This is a genomic window from Nonomuraea sp. NPDC049655, from assembly GCF_044465465.1.
In the GTDB taxonomy this organism is placed as follows: Bacteria; Actinomycetota; Actinomycetes; order Streptosporangiales; family Streptosporangiaceae; genus Nonomuraea.
In genome coordinates this window covers 41,274-63,405 of record NZ_JBITLS010000004.1, presented here as the reverse complement: position 1 = coordinate 63,405, position 22,132 = coordinate 41,274, and the positions used below count along the sequence as shown (strand labels likewise).

23 protein-coding genes are annotated in these 22,132 nt (G+C 72.5%); 8 read left to right on the top strand and 15 right to left on the bottom strand.

Features of this window, described 5'->3' with window-relative positions; genetic code table 11:
- The first annotated feature begins 1 nt into the window (after nucleotide 1).
- Nucleotides 2–796, top strand: a complete 795-nt coding sequence (locus ACIBQ6_RS14255; RefSeq protein WP_358291722.1) for a hydrogenase maturation protease — start codon at nucleotides 2–4, stop codon at nucleotides 794–796.
- Here the strand turns inward: ACIBQ6_RS14255 and rfaE2 are convergent.
- Nucleotides 768–2,255 (bottom strand): D-glycero-beta-D-manno-heptose 1-phosphate adenylyltransferase, encoded by a 1,488-nt coding sequence (rfaE2, locus tag ACIBQ6_RS14250; RefSeq protein ID WP_358291724.1) that lies wholly within the window; start codon nucleotides 2,253–2,255, stop codon nucleotides 768–770. The genes ACIBQ6_RS14255 and rfaE2 overlap by 29 nt on opposite strands.
- A 190-nt stretch (nucleotides 2,256–2,445) precedes the next feature.
- On the opposite strand from rfaE2, the gene ACIBQ6_RS14245 reads away from it, so the two are divergent.
- Genes ACIBQ6_RS14245 through ACIBQ6_RS14230 form a run of 4 tightly spaced genes read left to right on the top strand, consistent with a single transcriptional unit; the run spans nucleotide 2,446 to nucleotide 5,324 of the window.
- A complete protein-coding gene (locus ACIBQ6_RS14245; RefSeq protein ID WP_397212245.1) occupies nucleotides 2,446–3,549 on the top strand; it encodes a glycosyltransferase family 9 protein in 1,104 nt (367 codons plus the stop codon).
- Nucleotides 3,542–3,919 (top strand): hypothetical protein, encoded by a 378-nt coding sequence (locus ACIBQ6_RS14240; protein WP_358291728.1) that lies wholly within the window; start codon nucleotides 3,542–3,544, stop codon nucleotides 3,917–3,919. The genes ACIBQ6_RS14245 and ACIBQ6_RS14240 overlap by 8 nt, the downstream gene beginning before the upstream one ends.
- A 49-nt stretch (nucleotides 3,920–3,968) precedes the next feature.
- Nucleotides 3,969–4,547, top strand: a complete 579-nt coding sequence (locus ACIBQ6_RS14235) for a helix-turn-helix domain-containing protein (protein WP_358291730.1) — start codon at nucleotides 3,969–3,971, stop codon at nucleotides 4,545–4,547.
- Between the two features lie 42 nt (nucleotides 4,548–4,589).
- Entirely contained in the window at nucleotides 4,590–5,324 is a 735-nt protein-coding gene (locus ACIBQ6_RS14230) for an SDR family NAD(P)-dependent oxidoreductase (RefSeq protein WP_397212243.1), read from the top strand.
- A 1-nt stretch (nucleotide 5,325) separates the two neighbouring features.
- On the opposite strand, the gene ACIBQ6_RS14225 is transcribed toward ACIBQ6_RS14230, so the two are convergent.
- The 7 genes from ACIBQ6_RS14225 to ACIBQ6_RS14195 all read right to left on the bottom strand — a co-directional run bounded on the left by ACIBQ6_RS14225 (nucleotide 5,326) and on the right by ACIBQ6_RS14195 (nucleotide 13,184).
- On the bottom strand, nucleotides 5,326–6,621 hold the full coding sequence (locus tag ACIBQ6_RS14225) for an MFS transporter (RefSeq protein ID WP_397212241.1): 1,296 nt from the start codon (nucleotides 6,619–6,621) through the stop codon (nucleotides 5,326–5,328).
- A gap of 67 nt (nucleotides 6,622–6,688) precedes the next feature.
- Nucleotides 6,689–7,078, bottom strand: a complete 390-nt coding sequence (gene rbsD, locus ACIBQ6_RS14220) for a D-ribose pyranase (RefSeq protein WP_358291736.1) — start codon at nucleotides 7,076–7,078, stop codon at nucleotides 6,689–6,691.
- Nucleotides 7,075–8,019, bottom strand: a complete 945-nt coding sequence (locus ACIBQ6_RS14215; RefSeq protein WP_358291739.1) for a substrate-binding domain-containing protein — start codon at nucleotides 8,017–8,019, stop codon at nucleotides 7,075–7,077. The genes rbsD and ACIBQ6_RS14215 overlap by 4 nt, the downstream gene beginning before the upstream one ends.
- An 18-nt stretch (nucleotides 8,020–8,037) precedes the next feature.
- On the bottom strand, nucleotides 8,038–9,015 hold the full coding sequence (locus ACIBQ6_RS14210; RefSeq protein WP_352358766.1) for an ABC transporter permease: 978 nt from the start codon (nucleotides 9,013–9,015) through the stop codon (nucleotides 8,038–8,040).
- Nucleotides 9,005–10,531 carry a sugar ABC transporter ATP-binding protein gene (locus tag ACIBQ6_RS14205; RefSeq protein WP_397212238.1) on the bottom strand — a complete coding sequence of 509 codons (1,527 nt, stop codon included), beginning with the start codon at nucleotides 10,529–10,531 and terminating at the stop codon, nucleotides 9,005–9,007. The genes ACIBQ6_RS14210 and ACIBQ6_RS14205 overlap by 11 nt, the downstream gene beginning before the upstream one ends.
- Nucleotides 10,504–11,511, bottom strand: coding sequence for a LacI family DNA-binding transcriptional regulator (locus ACIBQ6_RS14200; protein WP_364412829.1), 1,008 nt, complete (start codon nucleotides 11,509–11,511; stop codon nucleotides 10,504–10,506). Before ACIBQ6_RS14200 ends, ACIBQ6_RS14205 begins: the two co-directional genes overlap by 28 nt.
- A 152-nt stretch (nucleotides 11,512–11,663) precedes the next feature.
- Nucleotides 11,664–13,184: an N-acetylmuramoyl-L-alanine amidase gene (locus tag ACIBQ6_RS14195; protein ID WP_358291743.1), complete on the bottom strand. Its 1,521-nt coding sequence runs from the start codon at nucleotides 13,182–13,184 to the stop codon at nucleotides 11,664–11,666.
- 227 nt (nucleotides 13,185–13,411) lie between these two features.
- On the opposite strand from ACIBQ6_RS14195, the gene ACIBQ6_RS14190 reads away from it, so the two are divergent.
- The gene (locus ACIBQ6_RS14190) at nucleotides 13,412–15,385 is read left to right on the top strand and encodes a family 10 glycosylhydrolase (RefSeq protein WP_397212235.1); all 1,974 of its coding nucleotides are present in this window, start codon (nucleotides 13,412–13,414) and stop codon (nucleotides 15,383–15,385) included.
- Between the two features lie 4 nt (nucleotides 15,386–15,389).
- On the opposite strand, the gene ACIBQ6_RS14185 is transcribed toward ACIBQ6_RS14190, so the two are convergent.
- The 3 genes from ACIBQ6_RS14185 to ACIBQ6_RS14175 all read right to left on the bottom strand — a co-directional run bounded on the left by ACIBQ6_RS14185 (nucleotide 15,390) and on the right by ACIBQ6_RS14175 (nucleotide 16,969).
- Entirely contained in the window at nucleotides 15,390–15,878 is a 489-nt protein-coding gene (locus ACIBQ6_RS14185) for a cupin domain-containing protein (RefSeq protein ID WP_397212233.1), read from the bottom strand.
- A 4-nt stretch (nucleotides 15,879–15,882) separates the two neighbouring features.
- On the bottom strand, nucleotides 15,883–16,488 hold the full coding sequence (locus ACIBQ6_RS14180; RefSeq protein WP_358291749.1) for a TetR/AcrR family transcriptional regulator: 606 nt from the start codon (nucleotides 16,486–16,488) through the stop codon (nucleotides 15,883–15,885).
- 76 nt (nucleotides 16,489–16,564) lie between these two features.
- Entirely contained in the window at nucleotides 16,565–16,969 is a 405-nt protein-coding gene (locus ACIBQ6_RS14175) for an ATP-binding protein (protein ID WP_397212231.1), read from the bottom strand.
- Nucleotides 16,970–17,124: 155 nt separating this feature from the next.
- Here ACIBQ6_RS14175 and ACIBQ6_RS14170 point away from each other — a divergent pair, with 155 nt between their 5' ends.
- Nucleotides 17,125–17,937, top strand: coding sequence for a Scr1 family TA system antitoxin-like transcriptional regulator (locus ACIBQ6_RS14170; RefSeq protein WP_397212229.1), 813 nt, complete (start codon nucleotides 17,125–17,127; stop codon nucleotides 17,935–17,937).
- The gene (locus ACIBQ6_RS14165; protein WP_358291755.1) at nucleotides 17,930–18,160 is read left to right on the top strand and encodes a DUF397 domain-containing protein; all 231 of its coding nucleotides are present in this window, start codon (nucleotides 17,930–17,932) and stop codon (nucleotides 18,158–18,160) included. The genes ACIBQ6_RS14170 and ACIBQ6_RS14165 overlap by 8 nt, the downstream gene beginning before the upstream one ends.
- Here the strand turns inward: ACIBQ6_RS14165 and ACIBQ6_RS14160 are convergent.
- The 4 genes from ACIBQ6_RS14160 to ACIBQ6_RS14145 are packed head-to-tail and all read right to left on the bottom strand — an operon-like array spanning nucleotide 18,148 to nucleotide 22,102.
- A complete protein-coding gene (locus tag ACIBQ6_RS14160) occupies nucleotides 18,148–19,569 on the bottom strand; it encodes a pyridoxal phosphate-dependent decarboxylase family protein (RefSeq protein WP_397212227.1) in 1,422 nt (473 codons plus the stop codon). The two genes, ACIBQ6_RS14165 and ACIBQ6_RS14160, sit on opposite strands and share 13 nt — an antisense overlap.
- Nucleotides 19,566–20,924, bottom strand: coding sequence for an MFS transporter (locus tag ACIBQ6_RS14155; RefSeq protein WP_397212225.1), 1,359 nt, complete (start codon nucleotides 20,922–20,924; stop codon nucleotides 19,566–19,568). Before ACIBQ6_RS14155 ends, ACIBQ6_RS14160 begins: the two co-directional genes overlap by 4 nt.
- Nucleotides 20,921–21,622, bottom strand: coding sequence for a TetR/AcrR family transcriptional regulator (locus ACIBQ6_RS14150; protein ID WP_397212223.1), 702 nt, complete (start codon nucleotides 21,620–21,622; stop codon nucleotides 20,921–20,923). Before ACIBQ6_RS14150 ends, ACIBQ6_RS14155 begins: the two co-directional genes overlap by 4 nt.
- A 60-nt stretch (nucleotides 21,623–21,682) precedes the next feature.
- A complete protein-coding gene (locus ACIBQ6_RS14145; RefSeq protein ID WP_397212221.1) occupies nucleotides 21,683–22,102 on the bottom strand; it encodes a hypothetical protein in 420 nt (139 codons plus the stop codon).
- Between the last annotated feature and the right edge of the window lie 30 nt (nucleotides 22,103–22,132).

Here is a 22,132-nt window from a genome sequence, read left to right as displayed (position 1 = left end):
CATGGACACTCGGTACCCCACGGAACGGCCGGCCCCGGCCGAGGCGATCGTCGACGGCGTGCGGCTGGCCCCGGGCAGCCGGGTGCGCCTGCGCCCGAAGAGCCGCGCCGACATCCTCGACCTCGCGCTCGACGGCCGCCTGGCGGTGATCGAGAGCGTCGAGCGGGACGACGTCGGCGGCTTCCACGTCGGCGTCACGCTCGCCGGCGATCCGCTGCGCGACCTGGGCGAGTCCAGGCTGCCGTGCCACCGGTTCTTCTACTCGGCCGAGGAGCTCGAACCCGTCGGAGGGGGCTGCCGCCCGCGCGTCCTGGTGGCCGGGATCGGCAACGTCTTCCTCGGCGACGACGGCTTCGGCGTCGAGGTCGTGCGCCGCCTGGCCGACGACGACCTGCCCGCCGACGTGCTCGACTTCGGCAGCCGCGGCCTCGACCTGGCCTACGCGCTCCAGCGCGACTACGAGGCCGCGATCCTCGTGGACGCCGCGCCGCGCGGCGAGCCGCCGGGCACGCTCACCCTGCTCGAACCGGACATGCTCGAACCGGACATGCCCGGCCCGGGCGGCCCCGGCGGCATCGGGGCCGAGAGCCACGGCCTCGACCCGGTCAAGGTGCTGCGCATGGCCCGCGAGCTCGGCCGGGTGCCCGCGCGGGTGCTCGTGCTGTGCTGCGAGCCGGCCCGGCTGGTCACCGACGACGTGCTGGTGGAGCTGAGCGAGCCGGTGCGCGGGGCGGTCGAGGAGGCGGTGCGCATGGTGCGCTCGCTGGTCATGGACGTGCTGGCGGAACGGGCCTGACCCCGTCCGGCGGAACGGGCGTGGCACCGTCCGGGGCGCCCGGCACCGAGCGCATGCGGCCGATGATGGCGGTCGTCGAGCGGTCGGGCAGGTAGTCCAGCACCAGCACCTCGCCGCCGAGCGAGCGCACCAGCGGCGCCTCCGGCAGCATCTCCGGGGTGTAGTCGCCGCCCTTGACGTAGATCTCCGGCCTGATGAGCCTGAGCAGGCGTTCCGGGGTGTCCTCGTCGAACTCGGTCACGTAGTCCACGTCGTTCAGGGCGGCCAGCACCGACATGCGGTCCTCGCACGGGTTGAGCGGGCGTCCAGGGCCCTTGAGCCGGGTGACGCTGGCGTCGCTGTTGACCGCGACCACGAGCACGTCCCCGAGCTGCCCGGCCTGCTCCAGGTAGCTGACGTGGCCCCGGTGCAGCACGTCGAAGCAGCCGTTGGTGAACACGATCCGCTCGCCCCTGCGCCGGTGCTCGTCCAGGAGCTGGGCCAGGCGCTCGGCCGCCTGCACGGTGCCCTCCTGGCGGCGCAGGGCGCGCAGAAGCTCGTAGCGGGTGCAGATGGACGTGCCGGAACGGCGTACGACCACCCCGGCCGCGGCCTGGCCCGCCTCGGCGGCCTCCTCCGGCGTCGCGCCGGCGGCCAGCCAGAGCGAGAAGGCCGCGGTGTAGGTGTCGCCCGCGCCGGTCGCCATGTGCTGCGGCGCGGGCCGGGCGTAGGTCCGGTACGGCGGGCAGCCGGCCCGGTGCAGCAGCGTGCCCTCGCCGTCCAGGGTGGTCACCACGATCCCGGCCCCGGTGGCGGCCAGGATCTGCGCGGAGCGCGCCATCAGGTACGCCGGTCGATCGGCCGCGGCGTCCACCTCGCCGAGCAGGCCCACCACCTCGGCGTAGTTGGGCAGCACCGCCGCCGGCGCGCACTCGACCCAGGGCGCGACCGCGTGCGCGTCCACCACGAGCAGCGGCAGCCCGGCCAGCGCCCGGCGCACCGCCGGGGTGAACACGCCGCCGCCGTAGTCGCAGGCCACGACGACGTCCGCGCCGGCCACGGCCGCGGAGACGCGGGCCAGCAGCGCGCGTTCGGCCTCGGGCGGGATGACGTCGAGGTCCTCCTCGTCGTAGCGGGCGGTGAGCTGGCCGCTGGTGACCAGCCGCCGCTTGTGCGCGGTCCGCCGCCCCGGCACCGCCTGCAGGTCCGTCTCCACGCCGAGCAGCCGCAACGCCTGGACGAGCTGGTCGCCGCAGGCGTCGTCGCCCACGACGCCGACGAGCCGGACGCGCGCCCCCAGCGCCGCCAGGTTGGCCGCGGTGTTGCCGGCGCCGCCCGGCGCGTCCTCGACCGCCTCCAGGCTCATCACGGGCACCGGCGCCTCCTGGGCCAGCCGCTTGGCCGAGCCGTGCAGCCACGAGTCGAGCATGACGTCGCCGACGACGACCGCGCTGACCGTCTCTTCCCTCAGGGTGCCCATAGAGGGCGAGTACCTGTAAAAGCCCAGCTCAAACGCATACCAGCTCAAATAGGTTAGTCCGAAACCGAAGTTATGGGCCATCCCTGCCGGGTAGCCCGGCCGCTATGTACGGCCCTTCGGACACCGGGCTGCCGCCCAGGCGGGCCTGCCGCCTGGAGCTGCCGACCACTGTCGCGGACAGGAGCGCGGAATGCTACGACTACATGCCGGGGACCCCATGACGGCCCGGCCGGGCCTGGTCGAGGGCGTGCGGAGCATCGCCGTCCTGCGGGCCAACGCGATCGGCGACTACCTGGTCGCGTTGCCGGCCATAGAGGCGATCAAGCTGGCCTACCCCGACGCCCGGCTCACCCTGCTCGGCACGCCGTGGCACGCCGAGTTCCTGTCCGGGCGGCCGGGACCGGTGGACGACGTGGTGGCGCTGCCGCCGATCACGGGGGTCTCGACGTCGGAGACCGGCTACCCGGTGCCCGGCGGGGCCCGCGCCGAGCTGCGGGAACGGGCGTTCGACCTGGCAGTGCAGATTCACGGCGGCGGGCGCTTCTCCAACCCGTTCGTGCGCTCGCTCGGGGCGCGGGTGACCGCCGGGCTGCGCTCCCCGGATGCCGAGGTGCTGGACCGGTGGGTGCCCTACACGTACTTCCAGCACGAGACGCTGCGTTTCCTCCAGGTCGCCGAGCTGGTCGGCGGGGTCGCCGAGCGGCTCGAACCGCTGGTGGCCGTCACCGCCCGCGACCGGGCGGAGCTGGCCGAGTCGTTCGGCGAGCCGCCGGCCGGGCTGGTCGCGCTGCATCCGGGGGCGACGGACCCGCGGCGGCGCTGGCCCCCCGAACGTTTCGCCGAGGTGGCCGACCGGCTGGCCCGGCCCGTCGCGGTGACCGGGAGCTGGGCCGAGAAGGACCTGGTGGAGGCGACGGTCGCGGCGATGCGCGGGCGGGCGCACCCGGTGCTCCCCGTCGTCGGGACGCTCACCCTCGGCGGCCTGGCCGCCCTGTACGAGCGCTGCGCCCTGGTGGTCGCCAACGACACCGGCCCGCGCCACCTCGCCGCGGCCGTCGGCACGCCCACGGTCGCCGTCTACTCGTGCGTCAACGTCATCAACGCCGGGCCGCTCAGCAGGACCGCGCACCGGCCGCTGATCTCCTGGACCACCCGGTGCCCGACCTGCGGCGCGAGCGGCGTGGACGCGGAGGCCGAACGCTGCGAGCACGACGGGACGTGGGTCGCCGACGTCTCGGTGGACGACGTGACAGAACAGGCCGAAGACCTACTGAAGGGATATCGCGATGACTGACCAGGCCGTGCTGGACGAACTGCAGGAAGCCCTGGACGAGGCGTTCCAGGGACGGGACCGGGTGGCGATGCGCGAGGTGTACGCGCGGGTCTCCGCGCACGTGCACATCCCCGCCGACATGCTGGCCCATCTCAACGAGGTGCCCGAGGGCAGCTACTCCAGGGAGGAGATGGCCGAGGCGATCAACGACGTCATCAGGCGGCGCGGCGAGCAGGACAGCCTGGGCCTGCTGAGCATCCCGCGGCAGCGGCCGGTGGAGGAGACCGCCGCCGCCGAGCGGGCCGTCGCCGACGACACGCCGCTCGAATACCTCAACCCGCCCCAGAACCCGCCGGACGACGGCCAGGCCCCGGAGTTCCGCGAACCGTAGAGACTGTTCGAACTAGACCGTTCGTTCTTGAATATGGTAGCTTCGCCGCGTGGCACGCAGCAAGGAGTTCGATCCCGAGGTCGCGCTCGACCGGGCGCTCGACCTGTTCTGGGAGCGCGGTTACGAGGCGACCTCGATGGCCGACCTGGTGGAGCGGCTGGGGCTGGCGCGGGCCAGCATCTACGGCACCTTCGGCGGCAAGCGGGAGCTCTACGTCAAGGCGCTGGAGCGCTACCTGGCCCGGCGCAACGTGGTCGAGCCGCTGGCCCAGCCGGGGCCCGCGGTGCCGGCCGTGCGCGCCTTCCTCGACGCCTACGTGGCCGAGATCCTCGCCGACGAGCTGCGGCGCGGCTGCATGGTCGTCAACACGGCCGTGGAGTTCGCCTCGCGCGACGCCGAGCTGGCCCGCCGGGTGACGGCGAGCTGGGCCGAGCTGGAGACCGCGCTCGCCGCCGCGCTGGTGCGCGCCCGCGCCCAGGGGGAGATCCCCGAGTCGAAGGACCCCTACGCGCTGGCCAGGTTCCTGCTCGTGCTGCTCCAGGGCCTGCGCGTGCTCGGGCGGGCCGACCCGGACCCGCGCCGCCTGCGCGACGCGGTCGAACAGGCCATGATTGCCGTGCAAATTTGAGACCGATCGTTCTAGGAGCTTGTCGTGTTTGAAGGAAAAGTCGTGCTTGTCACCGGGGCCACCGGGGTCGTGGGCCGGGCCGCCGCGCTGGCGTACGCCAGGAAGGGCGCGTCCGTGCTGGCCGCCGGGCGGGACACCGCGCGGCTCGGCGCGGTGGTCAAGGAGATCGAGGCGGCGGGCGGCCGGGCCACCGGCTTCACCGCGGACGTCACCGACTCGGCCTCCGTCGCCGCCATGGTGGAGGCCGCCGTCACCCGTTACGGCGGGCTCGACGTGGCGCTGAACGCCGCCGGCGTCTTCGGCATGCTGGCCCCGGTGGCCGACTACGACGAGGACACCTGGGACACCGTGCTCGCGGTGAACCTCAAGGGCGTGTTCCTGTCGATGAAGCACGAGATCGCCTACATGCGCGAGCACGGCGGCGGCGTGATCGTCAACGTGGCCAGCAACCTCGGCGCCCACTGGCGGCTGCCCGGGGCCGCCGCCTACGCCGCCTCGAAGGCCGCGGTGAGCCACCTGACCCGCACCGCCGCCCGCGACCACATCGCCGACGGCGTCCGCGTCAACGCCGTCAGCCCCGGCCCCATCGACTCGCCCATGTCCACGCGTCCCGGCGAGACGCCCGCCGAGCGCGACGAGCGCATGCGGCACGCCCTGCCCATCGGCCGCGTCGCCGCCCCGGAGGAGATCGCCGCCGCCGCGCTGTGGCTGTCCTCGCCGGAGTCCAGCTTCGTCGTCGGCCAGGACCACGTGATCGACGGCGGCGCCACGGCCTGACTCAGCCGGCGGCCACGGGCGGGCGGGTCTCCTTCATGGCCAGCACCGCCACCAGGCTGATCAGCCCGACCCCCGCCATGTACGCCGACACCGACAACGACGTGCCGGTCGCCTCGTGCAGGGCGGTCGCGACCAGCGGGGCGAACCCGCCGCCGAGCAGCGCGCCGACCGCGTACGAGAAGGAGACCCCGCTGTAGCGGTAGCGGGGCTCGAACATCTCGGCGAACAGCGCCGACTGCGGCCCGTACGTCGCGGCGAGCCCCACGTTGAGCACCACCACGGCGACCACCATCAGCGCCGCCACCCTGGTGTCCACCAGCAGGAAGAACGGCACGGCCCAGACCACGAGGAGCACCGAGCCGGCCAGGTAGACCGGCTTGCGGCCGATCCGGTCGGACCAGATCGCCGTGGCCACGATCCCGGCCAGCCAGGTCAGGCTGCCGACGATCACCACGACGAGCATGAGGTTCCTGCTGACCTTCAGCACCTGGGTGCCGTAGGACAGCAGGTAGGCGAGGAACACGTAGCCGATCGCGGTGTTGGCGACGAAGCTGGCCGAGGCGAGCAGCAGCGCCCGCGGCCGCTCGCGGAAGACGTCGAGGACGGGCCGCCTGCTGCGGGCCTGCTCGGCGGACAGCGCCCGGAACACCGGCGTCTCGGTCACCCGCAGCCTGATGAACAGCCCGACCGCGACCAGCACGACGCTGAACAGGAACGGCAGCCGCCAGCCCCAGCTCGCGAACTGCGCCTCCGACAGCCCGGCCGTCACCGCGACGTACACCAGTTGCGCCAGGATCAGCCCGGCGGGCACGCCCACCTGGGAGTACAGCCCGTAGCGGCCGCGCTTGCCGGGCGGGGCGTGCTCGACGGCGAGCAGCGCCGCGCCGCCCCACTCGCCGCCGGCGCTGAGCCCCTGGAGCAGCCGCAGGACCAGCAGCAGGATCGGGGCCGCCACCCCGATCCGGTCGTAGGTGGGCAGCAGCCCGACGCCGACCGTGGCCGCGCCCATCAGCAAAAGGGACGCGACCAGCATCGCCTTGCGCCCGAGCCGGTCGCCGAAGTGCCCCCACACCAGGCCGCCCACGGGCCGGGCCAGGAACCCGACGCCGAGCGTGGCGAACGCGGCCAGGGTGCCCGACGCGGGCGAGAGCGGGGAGAAGAACTGGGAGCCGAAGACCAGCGCGGCGGCCGTGGAGTAGATGAAGTAGTCGTACCACTCGATCGTGGTGCCGACCGCGCTCGCCATGGCGACGCGACGGAGTTGCGCGGGGTCCGGCTCTGCTGCCTCGTGGGTCATGGCGCCTCCCTCGACGCCAGAGTAGATCTTCCTCCGCCCGCTTCCCAGTGGGCCGGGGCAGGCGTCCCTAGAACGCCACCCCGCACCGCAGGATCACGTTCGCGTACGGCGTGGCCTCTCCGGTGCGGACAGCCAGCCGCACCCCCGCCGACAGCCGCTTCAGCTCCTCGTGCGGCACGTACGCCAGCCCCGGCAGCCGGGCCGCGAGCAGCTCGGCGCAGCCGGGGTTGCCCGCGCGCACCTCCTCGGCCGCCGTGGCCCCCTCGACGACGAGCTCGGCGAGCAGCCCGTCGAGCACGTCGGCGAAGGCCGGGATGCCCGGCAGGAAGGCCAGGTCGACCACCCGCACGCCGGGCGGCACGGGCATCCCGCTGTCACAGACCAGCACCTGGTCGGTGTGGCCGAGCCGGGCCATGGCCCCCGCCAGCTCGGCGTTCAGAATCCCCGCGCGTTTCACTGGAAGTCCGCGACGTTCTCCTTGGTCGCCACCTTGACGGGCACGGCCACCGTCTTGTCGATGGTCTCGCCCTTGGCGGCCTTGACCGCGGCCTGCACCGCCTGCTGGCCGAGCAGCGACGGCTGCTGGGCGACGCTGGCGGCCAGCGTGCCCGCCTGCACCGCCTTCAGGCCGTCGGGGGTGCCGTCGAAGCCGACGACCTTGACCTGCTGGCCCGCCTTGGCGCCCAGGGCCTTGATCGCGCCCAGCGCCATCTCGTCGTTCTCGGCGAAGACGCCGGTGATGCCGGGGTTCGACTGGAGCATGTTGGTCATGACGTCCAGGCCCTTGGTGCGGTCGAAGTCGGCCGGCTGCTTGGCCACGACCTTGATGTTCGGGTACGCGGCGATGCCCTCGGCGAAGCCCTGGCCCCGGTCGCGCGAGGCGGACGTGCCCGCCGTGCCCTGCAGCACGACCACGCTGCCCTTCTCGCCGAGCTGCTTGGCCAGCTCCTGGGCGGCCAGCTTGCCGCCGGCCACGTTGTCGGAGGCCACGGTCTGGGCCACCTCCGCGCCGTTGACGCCGCGGTCGGCCGCGATCACCGGGATCTTGACCCGGTCCGCCGCCTTGACCGCCGGGGCCGCCGCGTCGGAGTCCACCGGGTTGACGATGATCGCCTTCATGTTCTGGCTGGTGAAGTTCTGGACCTGGTTCACCTGCTGGGAGGCGTCGTTCTGGGCGTCGGTGACGGTCAGCGTGACGCCCTCCTTCTTGGCCTCCGCCTCCGCGCCGCTGCGCAGCTGCACGAAGTAGGGGTTGTTCAGGGTCGACACCGACATGCCGATCTTGATGTCCCCGCCCCCCGAGGACGTGCCACCGGAGCCCCCGTCGCCGGAGGAGCCGCAGGCGGCCAGGCCGAGCGTGAGCGCGGCGCCGGCCATGACAATCGCGGGAATCCGCATGATCTTTACTTCCTTTTCCTAGTTCGTTCCCCTGCGCCGCAGGGTGTCGACGAGGACCGCGAGCGCGATCACCACGCCGATCACGACCTGCTGCCAGAACGCCGAGACGGACAGCAGGTTCAGCCCGTTGCGCAGCACGGCGAGGATGAGCGCGCCGACGAAGGTGCCGAGCGCCCTGCCCTTGCCGCCGGACAGGCTCGCGCCGCCGATGACGACGGCCGCGATCGCGTCCAGTTCGTAGCCCGCCGCGGCCTGCGGCTGCGCCGAGGCCAGCCGGCTGGCCAGGACGATGCCGGCCACCGCCGCGAAGACGCCGGACAGCGCGTACGTGATGAGCTTCTGCCGGTTGACCTTGATGCCGGACAGCCGGGCGGCCTCCTCGTTGCCGCCGATGGCGTACATGGCCCGGCCCGGGTACGTGCGGTTGAGCACCACGGCCGCGATCACGCCCATGACCAGCATCACCAGCACCGGGATCGGCAGGTAGTCGCCGAGCGTGTCGCCCAGGTGCGAGACCGAGTCGGGCATCGCGATCGGGCTGCCCTGCGAGATGACCAGCGCCAGACCGCGGGCGATGCCCAGCATGGCCAGCGTGGCGATGAACGGCGGCAGCTTGCCGTACGCGATCAGGGCGGCGTTGACCAGGCCGCACACGACGCCGACGGCCAGCGAGACCACGACGGCGACCGGCCACGGCAGCCCGGCGCTGGTGGCCGTCCAGGCCAGCACGATCGCCGACAGCGCGGCGACCGAGCCGACGGACAGGTCGATGCCGCCGGTGACGATCACGAACGTGGCCCCGAAGGCCAGGATCGCGGTGACGGCCGCCTGGACGCCGACGTTGAGCAGGTTCGTCACGCTGAGGAAGTCGGAGGACAACAACGACAGCGCCACGACCAGCACGACGAGCGCGGCGAGCGCGCCGTTCTCGGCGAACCAGGCCGCGGCGGGCGACCGGCGGCCGGTGAGCTTGTTCGGAACGGTGCTACTTGGCACGGGGACCCTCCACATCCGTGACCGCGAGGGCCATGACGTCGTCTTGCGTGGCCCCGGCCGCGGGCAGCTCGCCGACGAGCCTGCCGCGGGCCATGACCAGAATGCGGTCGCTCATGCCGAGCACCTCCGGCAGATCGCTGGAGATCATGAGCACGGCGTGCCCGGAGGCGGTGAGCGCGTTGATGAGCTGGTAGATCTCGACCTTGGCCCCGACGTCGATGCCGCGGGTCGGCTCGTCGAGGATGAGCACGCCCGCGTCGGCGACCAGCCACTTGCCGATGACGACCTTCTGCTGGTTGCCGCCGGACAGTGTGCGGACCTCCTGGTCCAGGCCGGTCATCCGGATGCCGAGCTGCTCGGCCACCTTCCCGGCGGCCTTGCGCTGGCCGGCGCGGTCGACGAAGCCGGCGCGGGTGGCGGCGCGCATGGTGACCAGGCCCAGGTTCTCGGCCACGTCCGCACCGAGGACCAGGCCCTGGCCCTTGCGGTCCTCGGGGACCAGGCCGAGCCCGGCCTCCATGGCGGCGTGCACGTCGCCGGGCGCCAGGCGGGTGCCACGGACGACCACCTCGCCGGTGTCGTAGCGGTCGGCGCCGAAGACGGCCCGCGCGACCTCGGTGCGGCCCGCGCCGACCAGTCCGGCGACCCCGACCACCTCGCCCGCGCGCACCTCGAACGAGACGTCGTCGAAGACGCCCCTGCGGCCGAGGCCGGAGACCTTGAGCAGGGCCTCGCCGCGTTCGGCGGCCTGCCGCGGGAACTGCTGGTCGATCGGGCGGCCCACCATGAGCCTGATCAGCTCGTCCTGGGCGGTGTCCGCCGGGATCTCGGTGACGGACCTGCCGTCGCGCAGCACGGTCACCCGGTCGCCGATCTCGGCGATCTCCTCCAGGTGGTGGGTGATGAACACGATCGAGACGCCCTCGTCGCGGAGCTGGCGGACGATCGTGAACAGCTTGGCGACCTCGCCGGAGGTGAGCACGGCGGTGGGCTCGTCCATGATGAGCACGCGGGCGTCGAGCGCGAGCGCCTTGGCGATCTCCACCATCTGCATGCGGGCGATGCCGAGCCGGGAGATCGGCGTCGCCGGGTCGACGTCCACGCCGACACGGTCGAGCAGCGCCTTGGCCTGCCGTTCCATGCGCTTCTTGTCCACCAGCCCGAAGCGGCGCGGCGGGCGGCCGAGCGCCAGGTTCTCCGCGACGGTGAGCTGGGGGACCAGGTTGAACTCCTGGTAGATGGTGGCGATGCCGAGCCGCTGGGCGTCGCCCGCCGACCGGATGTCCACCGGCTGCCCGTCGACGGTGACGTGCCCGCCGTCCGGCCGGTACGCGCCCGACAGGATCTTGATCAGCGTGCTCTTGCCCGCGCCGTTCTCGCCGAGCAGGACGTGCACCTCACCGGCGCGCAGGCTCAGATCGACGCCGTCGAGTGCCACGACGCCGGGGAAGACCTTGCGCAGGCCCTCGGCCTTGAGTATCTCCGCGGTCACTCCATGATCCCTTTCCGCTCGCATGATCGGCGAATCACCAGGCGCGCCGGCAGGACGTGCGAGTCGGCCGCCTGCCCGCTCTGGATCCGGCCGATCACGAGCCGCACGGCCAGGCGCCCCATCTCGGCCGTCGGCTGGGCGATGGCGGTGATCGGCGGGGCGGTGTGCTTGAACCAGGTCACGTCGTCGAAGGAGGCGACGGCCACGTCGGCGGGGATGCGCAGGTTCCGGGCCTGGATCTCCTCCAGACCGCCGAGCGTCATCAGGTTGTCGCCGAAGAAGATCGCCTCGGGCGGCTCGGGCAGGTCGAGCAGCTCGGCGGTGATGCGCCGGCCGCTGCCCTCGCGGAAGTCGCCGGGGCGCACGTACTCGGGGCGCACCTCCAGGCCCTCGGCGGCCATCGCGGCGGCGAAGGCGGCCGTGCGCTCGCGGCCGGTGGACAGGGTGGCCGGGCCGGAGGCCAGGGCGATCCGCCGGTGGCCCTGCTCGCGCAGGTGGCGGACCAGCTCGGCGATGGCGGCGGCGCCGTCGGAACGCACGGAGGGCACGTCGAGCCCGGAGATCGTGCGGTCGAGGAACACCACCGGGCGGCCGGCCTCGGCCAGCTGCTGCACCAGCGGGGTGACCTCGGCGGTCGGGCAGATCAGCAGCCCGTCGACGCGCTGCTCCAGCAGCGTGCGGACGTAGTGGTCCTGCTGGTCGGCGCGCTCGTCGGCGTTGCCCATGACGACCGTGAAGCCCTCGCGCCTGGCCTCGTCCTCGACGCTCCTGGCCAGCTCGGTGAAGAACGGGTTCAGGACGTCGCCGATGATCAGGCCGATCGTCCTGGTCGCGGTGGTGCGCAGGGAGCGGGCGACGGCGTTCGGCACGTAGTTGAGCGCGCTCATCGCGTCGTAAACTCGGCGCCGGGTCTCCTCGTTGACCGAGGGGTTGTCGTTGAGCACGCGGGAGACCGTGGCGACGGAGACACCGGCCTGTGCGGCGACGTCCTTGATCCTTGCCATCGTTCCTCCGTGTAATCGATTACACGGCAGCTTATGAAATCGATTACATGATTGGCAAAGTGAAATGGCTCACACCCCCGGGGGAGAGGGTGTGAGCCGGCTTTCGATGGCTCGGGCCTTTCCGGACCTGCCCCGGACCGGGCTCGGGCCGATCAGACCTTGCTGATGCGGACCGCGTCGGCGATGACGAGGCCCGTGCCGGCCGTCCACCGGCTGACGCCGACGACGTTGTAGGTGCCGGCGTTCAGCGAGAAGGTGCCGATGCTGCGCCAGCCTCCGCCGCCGGAGCGCTGGTCCACGTAGACGGTCTGGTTGCCGCCCGAGGCCGCCACGATGTACGGCGCCGAGCTGTTGTAGCCCGGATCGGACGGGTACCAGACCTCCACCTTGTACGTGCCCGCGCTGGGGATCGCGGCCTGGTACCAGGCGGGGTCGCTGGCGGCGACCGGGTCGGAGAATCGGTAGTCGGCGCCGTAACGCTGGCTGGAGTAGGCGGAGGTGCCCCAGTTGCCGCTGGCGGTGAACTGGCCGGAGGTGGCGTTGTCCACCGTGGTGGACCACGAGGGCGTGCCGCCGCCGGTCACGTAGTTCATGTACGTGGTCCAGTTCCAGTACGGCCCCGGATCGGTGTGGTCGGCCCCGGGGACCTCGTTGTGCCCGATGATGTGGGCGCGGTCCTTCGGGATGCCGTACTTGTCGCAGATGGCCTTGGTCAGGGCCGCCGACGCGCGGTACATGGCGTCGGTGAACCACGAGGACTCGCTGACGTAGCCCTCGTGCTCGATGCCGATCGACCTGGTGTTGTACGTCCAGTTGCCGGCGTGCCAGGCGATGTCCTTCTCGCGCACCATCTGGGTGATGGCGCCGTTGGACGACTTCACGACGTAGTGCGCCGAGACCTGCGCGGCCGAGTTCTGGAACCAGGAGATCGTCCCGGCGTACGAGCCCTGCGTCACGTGGATGACCACGCGGTCGATCGCGTAGCTCGACGGCCGGCTGGAGGCGGTGTAGTTGCTGGAGCTGGCCGGGACCCAGGCGGCCGGGCCGTAGTCGGTGCTGAGCACGCCGACGTCGCCCTGGGCGCTCAGGTCGCGGGCCTTGGCGTAGTCGCCGCGGTCGGCGGTGACCTCCTGGGGCTTGACCGTCACGCCCCGGGCCGTGATGCCGAGGCCGAGCTGCTCGTAGACCGAGTCGGCGTACAGCCGGGCGATCTCCGGAGAGGAGGCGTTGCCGTACTTGGCGACGGCCTGGTACCAGCGGCCGGCGTCCTTGCGGCCGGCGTCGTCGAGGCCGAGCTCGTCGGCGTAGGAGCGGAGCAGGGCGGCGCCGCCGAGGATGTTGGCGGCGTTGTCGGAGCGCAGTTTCTCGACCGGCAGGCCGGCGAGCTGGGCGGCCTTCTCCAGCGCGTGGGTCGTGGGGTTGCTGACCAGGTGCATCAGGCCGTAGCCGCCGCTGGCGCTGGGCTTGCCCTGGTGGTCGTCGAGGTGGGTCTCGGCGTAGGCGAGCGCGACCAGCAGATCGCGGGGTACGTCGCTGGCCGAGGCGGCCTTGGCGAACGCGGCCGGCAGCGCGGGCTCCCGGGCGGCCTGGGCGGCGGGCTGGCCCGCGGTGATCAGGGCGACGGTCAGGGCGGACGTGGCGAGGGCAGCTAATCGCGTGCGGGCGAGAATCATGGGGATGCTCCTCGTTGGGGGGTGACGGGTGGAACGCGGGCGCGGGTCCGCGGCCCGCGTTTGGCCGCCGAATGCGGCCCAACGTATGTCACCTCTGACACAATGTCGATAATTGACATTACAGACGTGTTAGGTGAAACTTTCCGCCCGCCGACCGGTGGGCAGCCGGAAAGTTGGGCCCCTGAAAACTATTGCGCTCCGCGATCAGGGGACTGAAACTTCCTTTCGTGACCGCGCTCCTGCGTACCGTCCTGGCGGCGCTCACCGCCGCCGCCGTCACCGCTGTCGTCACCGCCGTGGCTCCCGTCCCCGCCTCCGCAGCCCCCACCTCCTCTTCCGCAGCGGCCGCCTGCGCGACCGATCCCGCGACGCCCAAGCGGCAGCTCCGGGCGATGTGGATCTCCTCGGTCGCCAACATCGACTGGCCGAGCCGTACCGGGCTCAGCGTCTCCGCCCAGCAGGCCGAGTTCCGGGCCTGGCTCGACCTGGCCGTCGCCAAGCGCATGAACGCCGTGATCGTGCAGGTCAGGCCGACGGCGGACGCGTTCTGGCCGTCGCCGTACGAGCCGTGGTCGCAATGGCTGACCGGCACCCAGGGGACGAACCCCGGCTACGACCCGCTGGCGTTCATGGTCGGCGAGGCCCACGCGCGGAACCTGGAGTTCCACGCCTGGTTCAACCCGTACCGGGTGGCCAACAACGACGACCCGACCAAGCTGATCTCCACGCACCCCGCGCGGCAGCACCCCGACTGGCGCTTCGCCTACGGCGGGAAGCTCTACTACAACCCGGGCATCCCGGCGGTCCGCGACTTCATCGAGGACGCGATCATGGACGCCGTCACCCGCTACGACGTGGACGGCGTGCACCTCGACGACTACTTCTACCCCTATCCCGTCAGCGGCCAGGCCATCCCGGACTCGGCCGCCTACGCCCAGTACGGCGGCGCGTTCCCGAACATCGCCGACTGGCGGCGGGACAACGTCAACCTGCTCGTCCGCGAGCTCGGCCAGCGCATCCACACCGCCAAGTCGTGGGTGTCGTTCGGGATCAGCCCGTTCGGGATCTGGCGCAACTCCTCGACCGACCCGCTCGGCTCGCGCACCTCCGGCCTCCAGTCCTACGACGCGATCTACGCCGACAGCCGGCAGTGGGTCAAGCAGGGCTGGATCGACTACCTGGCGCCGCAGATCTACTGGCACATCGGGTTCTCGACGGCCGCCTACGAGGTGCTCACCGCGTGGTGGTCGGACGTCGTGCGCGGCACCGGCGTGCAGCTCGTCGTGGGGCAGGCCGCGTACCGGGCCGGCGCCTCGGGCCAGGAGGCCGCCTGGCAGGACCCGGCCGAGCTGAGCGACCACCTGTACGACAACAGGAAACACCCCGAGATCGCCGGTGACGTGTACTTCAGCGCCAAGGACGTCAAGGCCGACCGGATCGGGGCGATCACCAAGCTGGTCGCCGACCACTACGCCAAGCCCGCCCTGCTGCCCGCCCGGGGCTCGGGGGCCGCGCCCGCCGCGCCCGCGATCACCGCGGCCACCGCCGGCTCGAACGGCGTCCAGCTCACCTGGACCGGCTCCGGCACGGCGTACGCGGTCTACCGCGTGGCCGGCACCCCGCCCTCGGCCGATCCGTGCTTCTTCGCCGACGCCCGCAACCTGATCGGCACGACCAGGCAGAAGTCCTACACCGACCCCGGCGGCGGGGCGTCCACCTACTACGTGACCGCGCTGAGCAGGACCCACCAGGAGAGCGCGCCGAGCGAGGGCCGGTCGGCGGGCGGCACGGGCGGCTTCAGCGTCGTGATCGACAACGCCGACGCCGGTTTCACGGCCTCCTCCTCCTGGGGCACCTCCAGCTACTCCACCCAGGCCAACGGCGCCGACTACCGCTTCGCCGACCCGGTCGCGGCCAGCGACCCGGCCTGGTTCCGGGCGGCGATCCCGAGCGCGGGCAGCTATCGGGTGGAGGTCTGGTACCCGGCCAACGCGGGCTACAACGGCTCCGCGCCGCACATCGTGGCGGCCTCGGGCGGCAACCAGACGGTCAACGTCGACCAGCGCACCGGCGGCGGGGCGTGGCGGGTGCTGGGGACGTACACGCTGGCGGCCGGGACGTACAACGTGGTCGGGGTGAGCCGGTGGACCTCGGCGACCGGCTACGTGATCGCCGACGCCGTGCGCATCACCAAGGTCTGACCCTTCAGGAGCGGGCCTTCGCCCAGGCGGGGCTGTCGATGAAGTGGTTGTCGAAGCGGTCCTGCGAGGCCAGCAGCTCTTCGAGCGTGGCCTCGCCGGTCTTGAGCCGGGCCAGCAGGCGGAAGTACTCGAACCGCTCGACGCCCGGCGTGATGACGATCAGCAGGTCGGCCTCGGCGCCCGGGGCCGCGGCGAAGGCGTGGGCCACGTGGGGCGGGACGACGGCGACGTCGCCCTCCTCCAGGGTGATCACCTCGTCGCCGGCCAGCACCTGCGCCCGGCCGTCGAGGACGTAGAACATCTCGGAGGCGGTGGTGTGGGTGTGCGGCACGGCGCCGTCGGCGCCCGCGCCGAGCGTGATGCGCACGGTGCTCAGGGCGCCGCCGGTGGCGCTGGAGTCGAGGAGCATGCGGCCGGTGCTGGGCGGGCCGCCGATGACCTCGGCGTCGACGGAGCGGATGACGGCGGTGCTGCGAGGGTCGATGAGCGACATGGTGTTATCCGTTCTCGGAGAGGGCGCCGCGGAGTGCTGTCTCCACGAGGCGTTCGGCGTAGGCGCGGCCGACGGGCAGGCCGGTGATCAGGACGCGGTAGTACAGGGCCCCGGCGAGCTGGTCGAACAGGGCCTCCACGTCGAGGTCGGCGCGTAGCTGGCCGCGGTCCCTGGCCCGTTCGAGCAGGGCGCGGGCCAGGGTGTTGCGGCGGGCGTACATCTGCCGCTCCAGCTCGCCGACGTCGGCGTGGCGGGCGGCGGCGGCCACGAGCTCGGCCACCGTGCCCGCCGACCCGTCGTCGTCGCCGGGCGCGCGGCCGGCCGCGCGCATCCGGTTGAGCCCGGCCGCGATCTTCTCCAGGTACGCGGGCAGGTCGCGGCGGATGTCGCCGGTGTCGGTGATCTCGTCGTGGTCCTGGAGCCGGTTGACGACGGCCAGGGCCAGGTGGTCCTTGGTCGGCCAGCGGCGGTAGAGCGTGGTCTTGGCGATGCCGGCCCGCTCGGCGACCTCGTCGGGGGACAGGCCGGCGTAGCCGCGCGCGAGCAGCAGCTCGGTGGCGGCCCTGAGCACACCCTCGTCGACGTCACTCCTGCGCGGTCGTCCCACCATGCCCTGCCTCCTTTTCGCTACCTGAGTAGCGTAATCCCGGAGGGCGGCATTTCGCAACCCAGGTATCGAAACTCCGCTACCGGCGCAGCAACGCCCACACGACCCGCTCCCCGGCCCTGTCCTGGTAGGTCCCCCACAGTCCGGTGGTCAGCTCGTGCACCAGCCGGAGTCCGCGTCCCGACTCGTCCGCGTCCGCCGGCACGCGGGGACACGGAACCAGGCCGTTCCGGCCCGGATCGGTCACGGCCAGCCGCCAGAACCCCGCCTCCGGGGCGAGGGACAGCCGGACCCACTGCGCCGCCGCGTGCTGCACCGCGTTCGTGACCAGCTCCGAAGCGATCAGCCGCAGGTCGTCCAGGGCTTGGTGGTCCGCCCCCAGCCATGCCGCCAGTTCGGTACGCGCCAGCCGGGGCAGCATCGCCGGGTCGTCGAGCTCGCCGACCGTCCACACCTTGACGCCCGCATGCAGGGAACTGGACATGATCACCTCCGGGATGGGCGTACAGGCCGAGGTCGCGTGTACGCGGGTTCTCAGGATGCGGTTGATTCGGCTGACCAGCCCGTGGGATCGGCCGTACAGTTCCTTACAGTGAGTACGCCGTGCCTCTGCGTGAACGGTTGTGGGAAGGGCGTGACATGCCGAAGGAAGAAGAAGCGGAAGCGTGGGCCGAGTACGCCAGACGCCTGCGTGCCTTCCGTACGGACCAGGGCTTGAGCCAGGAGCGTCTGGCGGACCGGCTGGCCTACAGCGAGAGCGCGGTCGGGCACGTGGAACGTCTCCTGCGCAAGCCGAGCGAGGACTTCACCCGCGAAGTGGAGAAGGCCCTCGGCCTCAAGGGCCAGTTGACGGAGCTGCTGCCGCAGATCCACGGCGCGCTGGGCCCGCGCTGGTTCCGCGAATGGCCCAAGGTGGAGGCGGCGGCCCACACCATCAGGACGTCCGAGCCCCTGCTGATCCCCGGCCTGCTCCAGACGGAGAATTACGCCAGACATGTCTTCCTGGGAGAGCCGGGGGCCGTGCAGCGGGAGGCCGAGGAGGCCGTGCGGTTCCGGCTGCACCGGCAATCCGTGTTCGGTCGCGAAACCCCGCCGATCTACTCCGCTCTCGTGGACGAGAGCGTCCTCCACCGGCCTGTCGGCGGACCGGAGGTGATGAGAGAACAGCTCGCCAAGCTGCTCGGCGTGCTCAACCCGCCCTACGTCACGCTGCGGGTCGTCCCGTTGAAGGCGGGGCTCACCGTCGGATGCCTCGGCGCCTTCGAGGTGGCCACACTCCTGGACGGTGGGCCTGATCACGCCTATCTGGAGAGTGCCGAGGAAGGCCGGGTGACCAATCGCGCCAGCACCGTGCAAGCGCTTATCGTGCGATGGGAGGCCCTGTCCGGCATGGCGTATCCCGTGGACAGGAGCCGCGAGATCATCCGTGAGGCGATGGAGAGCTATGAGTGAGGCGAGTGGTCTCCGTGCGGGCGTTTGGGTCAAGGCGACGGCGTCGGGGGGAAACGGCGGGAGCTGTGTCGAGGTGATGCGGCGGGCGGATGACGGCGTTCTCGTCAGGGACACCAAGGACCGGGGTGAAGGCCCGATCCTGGCCTTCACCCGGGACGAATGGCTGGCCTTTCTCGACGGAGCCGCCAAGGGGGAGTTCGACCTGCCCTGTCAGGAGGCGTAGATCACCGAGAGGAAGCGGAGGAGCAGGGCTTCCCGGGTCTCGGCGGGCAGGGCGTCCAGGACGGCGTTGACCGTGGCCATCCCCGGCTGCCCCGCGCCCGGACGCAGGTCCACGCCCACCGAGGCGGCCAGTTCGGCGAAGGTCGCGTCGTCCAGGGCGTCCAGGTCCAGGTCGGCGATCAGTTCGACCAGGCCGTCCGGCACCACGGCCGGGCCGCGCAGCCGGGCCGCCTCCGCCGCGTCGGCGATCACCCCGAGCATCGCCTCCACGCCGTTCAGCGTCACGCCGGTGACCGTGACGTGCAGGTTCGCGGGGATCCCTGCGTAGGAGAGCTGCGGTTGCAGGAACCAGCCGCGCTCGCGGGCCGCGTCGGCCAGCACGAACACGTCGAGGTCGTCCCCGGCGAAGGCCACCAGCGACGACTCGGGCGCGCCCAGGACCCGCAGGCCGGGGATCGCGGCGATGCCCTCCCTGAGCCGGGCCGCCGCCTTGCGGGTGGCGCGGCCGAGCTCCACGTACCCCTCCCGGCCGAGCGCCTGGAGCGTGGCCCACGCGCCGCCGAGCGGCCCGGCCGACCTGGAGCTCTGCACGGTGGCGTTGATGATCGTGTAGCCGGGCCAGGCGGCCGAGGCGAAGTACGCCTTGCGCCGCGTCGCCGGGTCGGCGAACAGCACCACCGAGGCGCCCTTCGGCGCGTAGCCGAACTTGTGCAGGTCGCAGGAGAGCGAGGTGACCCCCGGCACCGACAGGTCGAACGGCGGCACGTCGGCCCCCGCCTCCCGCAGCCAGGGCAGCAGCCAGCCGCCCACGCACGCGTCCACGTGGCAGGCCACGCCCGCCTCGGCGGCCACGGCGGCGACCTCCGCGACCGGGTCGATCACGCCCTGCGGGTACGACGGCGCCGAGACCACCACCAGGACCGTGTCCTCGTCGATCGCCGCCGCGACGTCCGCCACCCGCACCTTGTACGTCTCCAGGTCCACCGGCACGGCCTTGACCCGCAGGCCCAGGTAGTGGGCCGCCTTGTGGAAGGCCGGATGGGCGGTCACCGGCAGCACGAGGTTGGCGCCGGGCCGCCCGGCCGCGTCCCGCGCCGCCTTGACCGCCAGCATGATCGACTCGGTGCCGCCGCTGGTGAAGACGCCGTGGCCGCCGCCGAGCAGGTCGGCGACCGCGCCCACGACCTGCTTCTCCATCTCGACGATGCTCGGGAACGCCGTCGGGTCCAGGCAGTTGACCTCCAGCATCTCGGCGTACGCGCGGGCCGCCGCCTCGTGCACCTCGGGCCGGCCGGTGTCGTAGACGTACGCGGTCACCTGCCCGCCCCGCACCGGCAGGTCGTGCTGCTTCATCCTGGCCATCTCGGACAGCAGGTCCTCGGCGGTTCTTCCGGACAGGGGGAGGGTCACACGTTCTCCTTGGCGGGGACGACGGCGGGGTCGAGGGCGAGCCGGCCGTAGCGGACGACGAACGGCAGGCTGATCAGCATGAGCAGGGCGGGCAGCGCGGTGAAGCCGAGCAGCAGCCCGGTCAGCGCGCCGGCCGGCTGGGCGACGGGCGACTCCACGGGCGCGGAGACGAACCCCGACACCGCCAGGACCAGCGCGAACAGGCCGGGGCCGAGCGCGAGCCCGGCGGTCTCGCCGGCCGTCCACAGGCCGGTGAACGCGCCGGCCTGGGCGTGGCCGGTACGGGCGGCGTCGGCGTGCACGGTGTCGGGCAGCAGCGACAGCGGCAGCAGTTGCAGCGCGGCGTAGCAGACCCCGGCCAGCGCGGTCAGCGCCAGCGTGGCGGCCAGGCTGCCCGCCGCGATGGCGGGGACCAGGGCGAGCGCCACGACGGCGAACCCGGCCGAGGCGGCCAGGTAGCAGCGCACGGTCCCGTACGCGCGGGCCAGCCGGGCCCAGGCCGGCACGGCGAGCATGCTCGGGCCCACCAGGCACACGAACATCACCGAGGTCAGCCCGTAGTCGCCCAGCCGGTACGAGGCCACGTACGGGGCGCCCGCCAGCATCACCGCCACCCCGAGCGCCTGCGTGACGAACGCCGCCAGCAGCGCGAAGAACGGCCGGTTGCCCCGGGCCAGCCGGAAGGCCGCCGCCGGGCCGAGCTGCCGGGGCCCCGGACGCGACGACACCCACCGCGTGCCCAGCGTGGCGGCCACCAGGGCGGCGGCCATGACCAGCCCGATCGCGACGCCCATGACCGCGTACCCCGGCCGCCCGCCGCCCGCCAGGTCGACCACTGTGGGGGCCAGGCCGCCCGCGACCAGGATGCCGACGGTCAGGCAGACCACCCGCCACGACATGATCCTGGTCCGCTCGGCCGGGCTCGCCGACATCTCGGCCGGCAGCGCCACGTACGGCACCTGGAAACTCGCGAAGGCGGTCGCGGCCAGCAGGAACGCCACCCCGGACCACGCGGCCCCGCCGACGCCGCCCGCGACGCCGCCCGGCACGGCGAACATCAGCGCGAACGCCACCGGCAGCGTGGCCGCGCCCACCGCCAGCAGCCGCGTCCGGCGGCCGGTGCGCACGGCCTCGCGGTCGCTGGCGGCGCCGACGAGCGGGTTGAGCAGCACGTCCCAGATCTTCGGCGCGACCAGGACGGCGCCCGCGACGGCGGCGGGCACGCCGAGCATGTCGGTCAGGTAGTAGAGCAGCAGCAGGCCGGGGACGGCGGAGAACACGCCGGTGCCGACCGAGCCGACGCCGTAGCCGAGCAGCCGTCCGCGACCGAGCCGGCCGGTGTCCGCCGCGGTCATCGCGGGTCGCCGGGCAGGGGGTTTCCGGAGGCGCCAGGCAGAGGGCTTTCGGGGGTGTCGGGCAGGAGGGTTCGAGGGTCGCCGGGGAGGGCGAGGGTGCGGTGGAGGGTGAGGTGGAGGTGGGCGCGGAAGCGGCGCAGCGCGGCCCGGTCGCCCGCGCCCCTGCGGCGGCCGTCGGCGTCGAGCACGCCGCCCTTGGCGAAGCCGTGGATCGACCAGATGACCGTCCACATGGCGTACTCCAGGTCGACCGTGCCGTCGATCACGCCGGCCTCGACCGCCGGGCGCAGCGCGCCGGTGACGGCGGAGACCAGGGGCTGGACGTACTGGCGTTCCAGCTCGGTGATGTCGCCGGCGTCGGAGAGCCAGCGGTGCATCCACAGCGCGGGGATCTCCGGGTTGTCGGCGCAGAAGTCGAGGTAGTCGTCCACCAGGCGGTGGATGGAGGCGACCGGGTCGTCACCGGGCAGATGGGCGAGCGCCTTGTCCAGCGCCGCCTTCTCCGCCCGGTGCGCACGTTCCATGACGGCCAGGTACAGCTCCCGCTTGCCGCCCACGTGGTAGTTGACGGTGGCGATGTTCATCCCCGCGGCGTCGGCGATCTGGCGCGTCGAGGTGCCGTCGTAGCCGAGCGCGGCGAAGAGCTGGGTGGCCGCCTTGAGGATCACGGCCGGCTGTCCGCTGTCGGCAGGTCTCATACGACCGACCGTAGTTCCGTCCCGCCCCCTTGGTCAATCGCTTGATGGAGAGGGTTACGGTCAGTCCGGAGCCCAGTACTTGACGAGGACCTTGTCCAGGTGCGCCACCACCGGCTTCCACGTGCGGGGCAGCGTGTACCGCGTGGCGTGGTGGCCCTTGTGGGTCAGCGTGTACTTGAGGAAGTCCGCGCCCTGCGGCGGGCGTTCGGACCGGCCGATCCGCAGCTCCTTCAGATAGCCGCGCAGCTGACGGTGTTCCCTGGCCGTGAGGCACTTGGTCACCACCGGGCCGGTGCGGCGGCTGAGCCGGAAGCAGCCGTCGGTGTAGACCGTCACGCGGTTCAGCAGCCCCGCGAAGCCGCCCTCCTCGCGCAGGTCGACCAGCACCTTCCGCTGCGTGGTCACCGCCTCGGCGGGCAGCGCGGAGGCCGTGACGGCCAGCGCGAGCGCCGGCGGAAGCACGATTCGCCAGATCTTCATACCTCTATGACGTACGGGAGCCCCGAACGG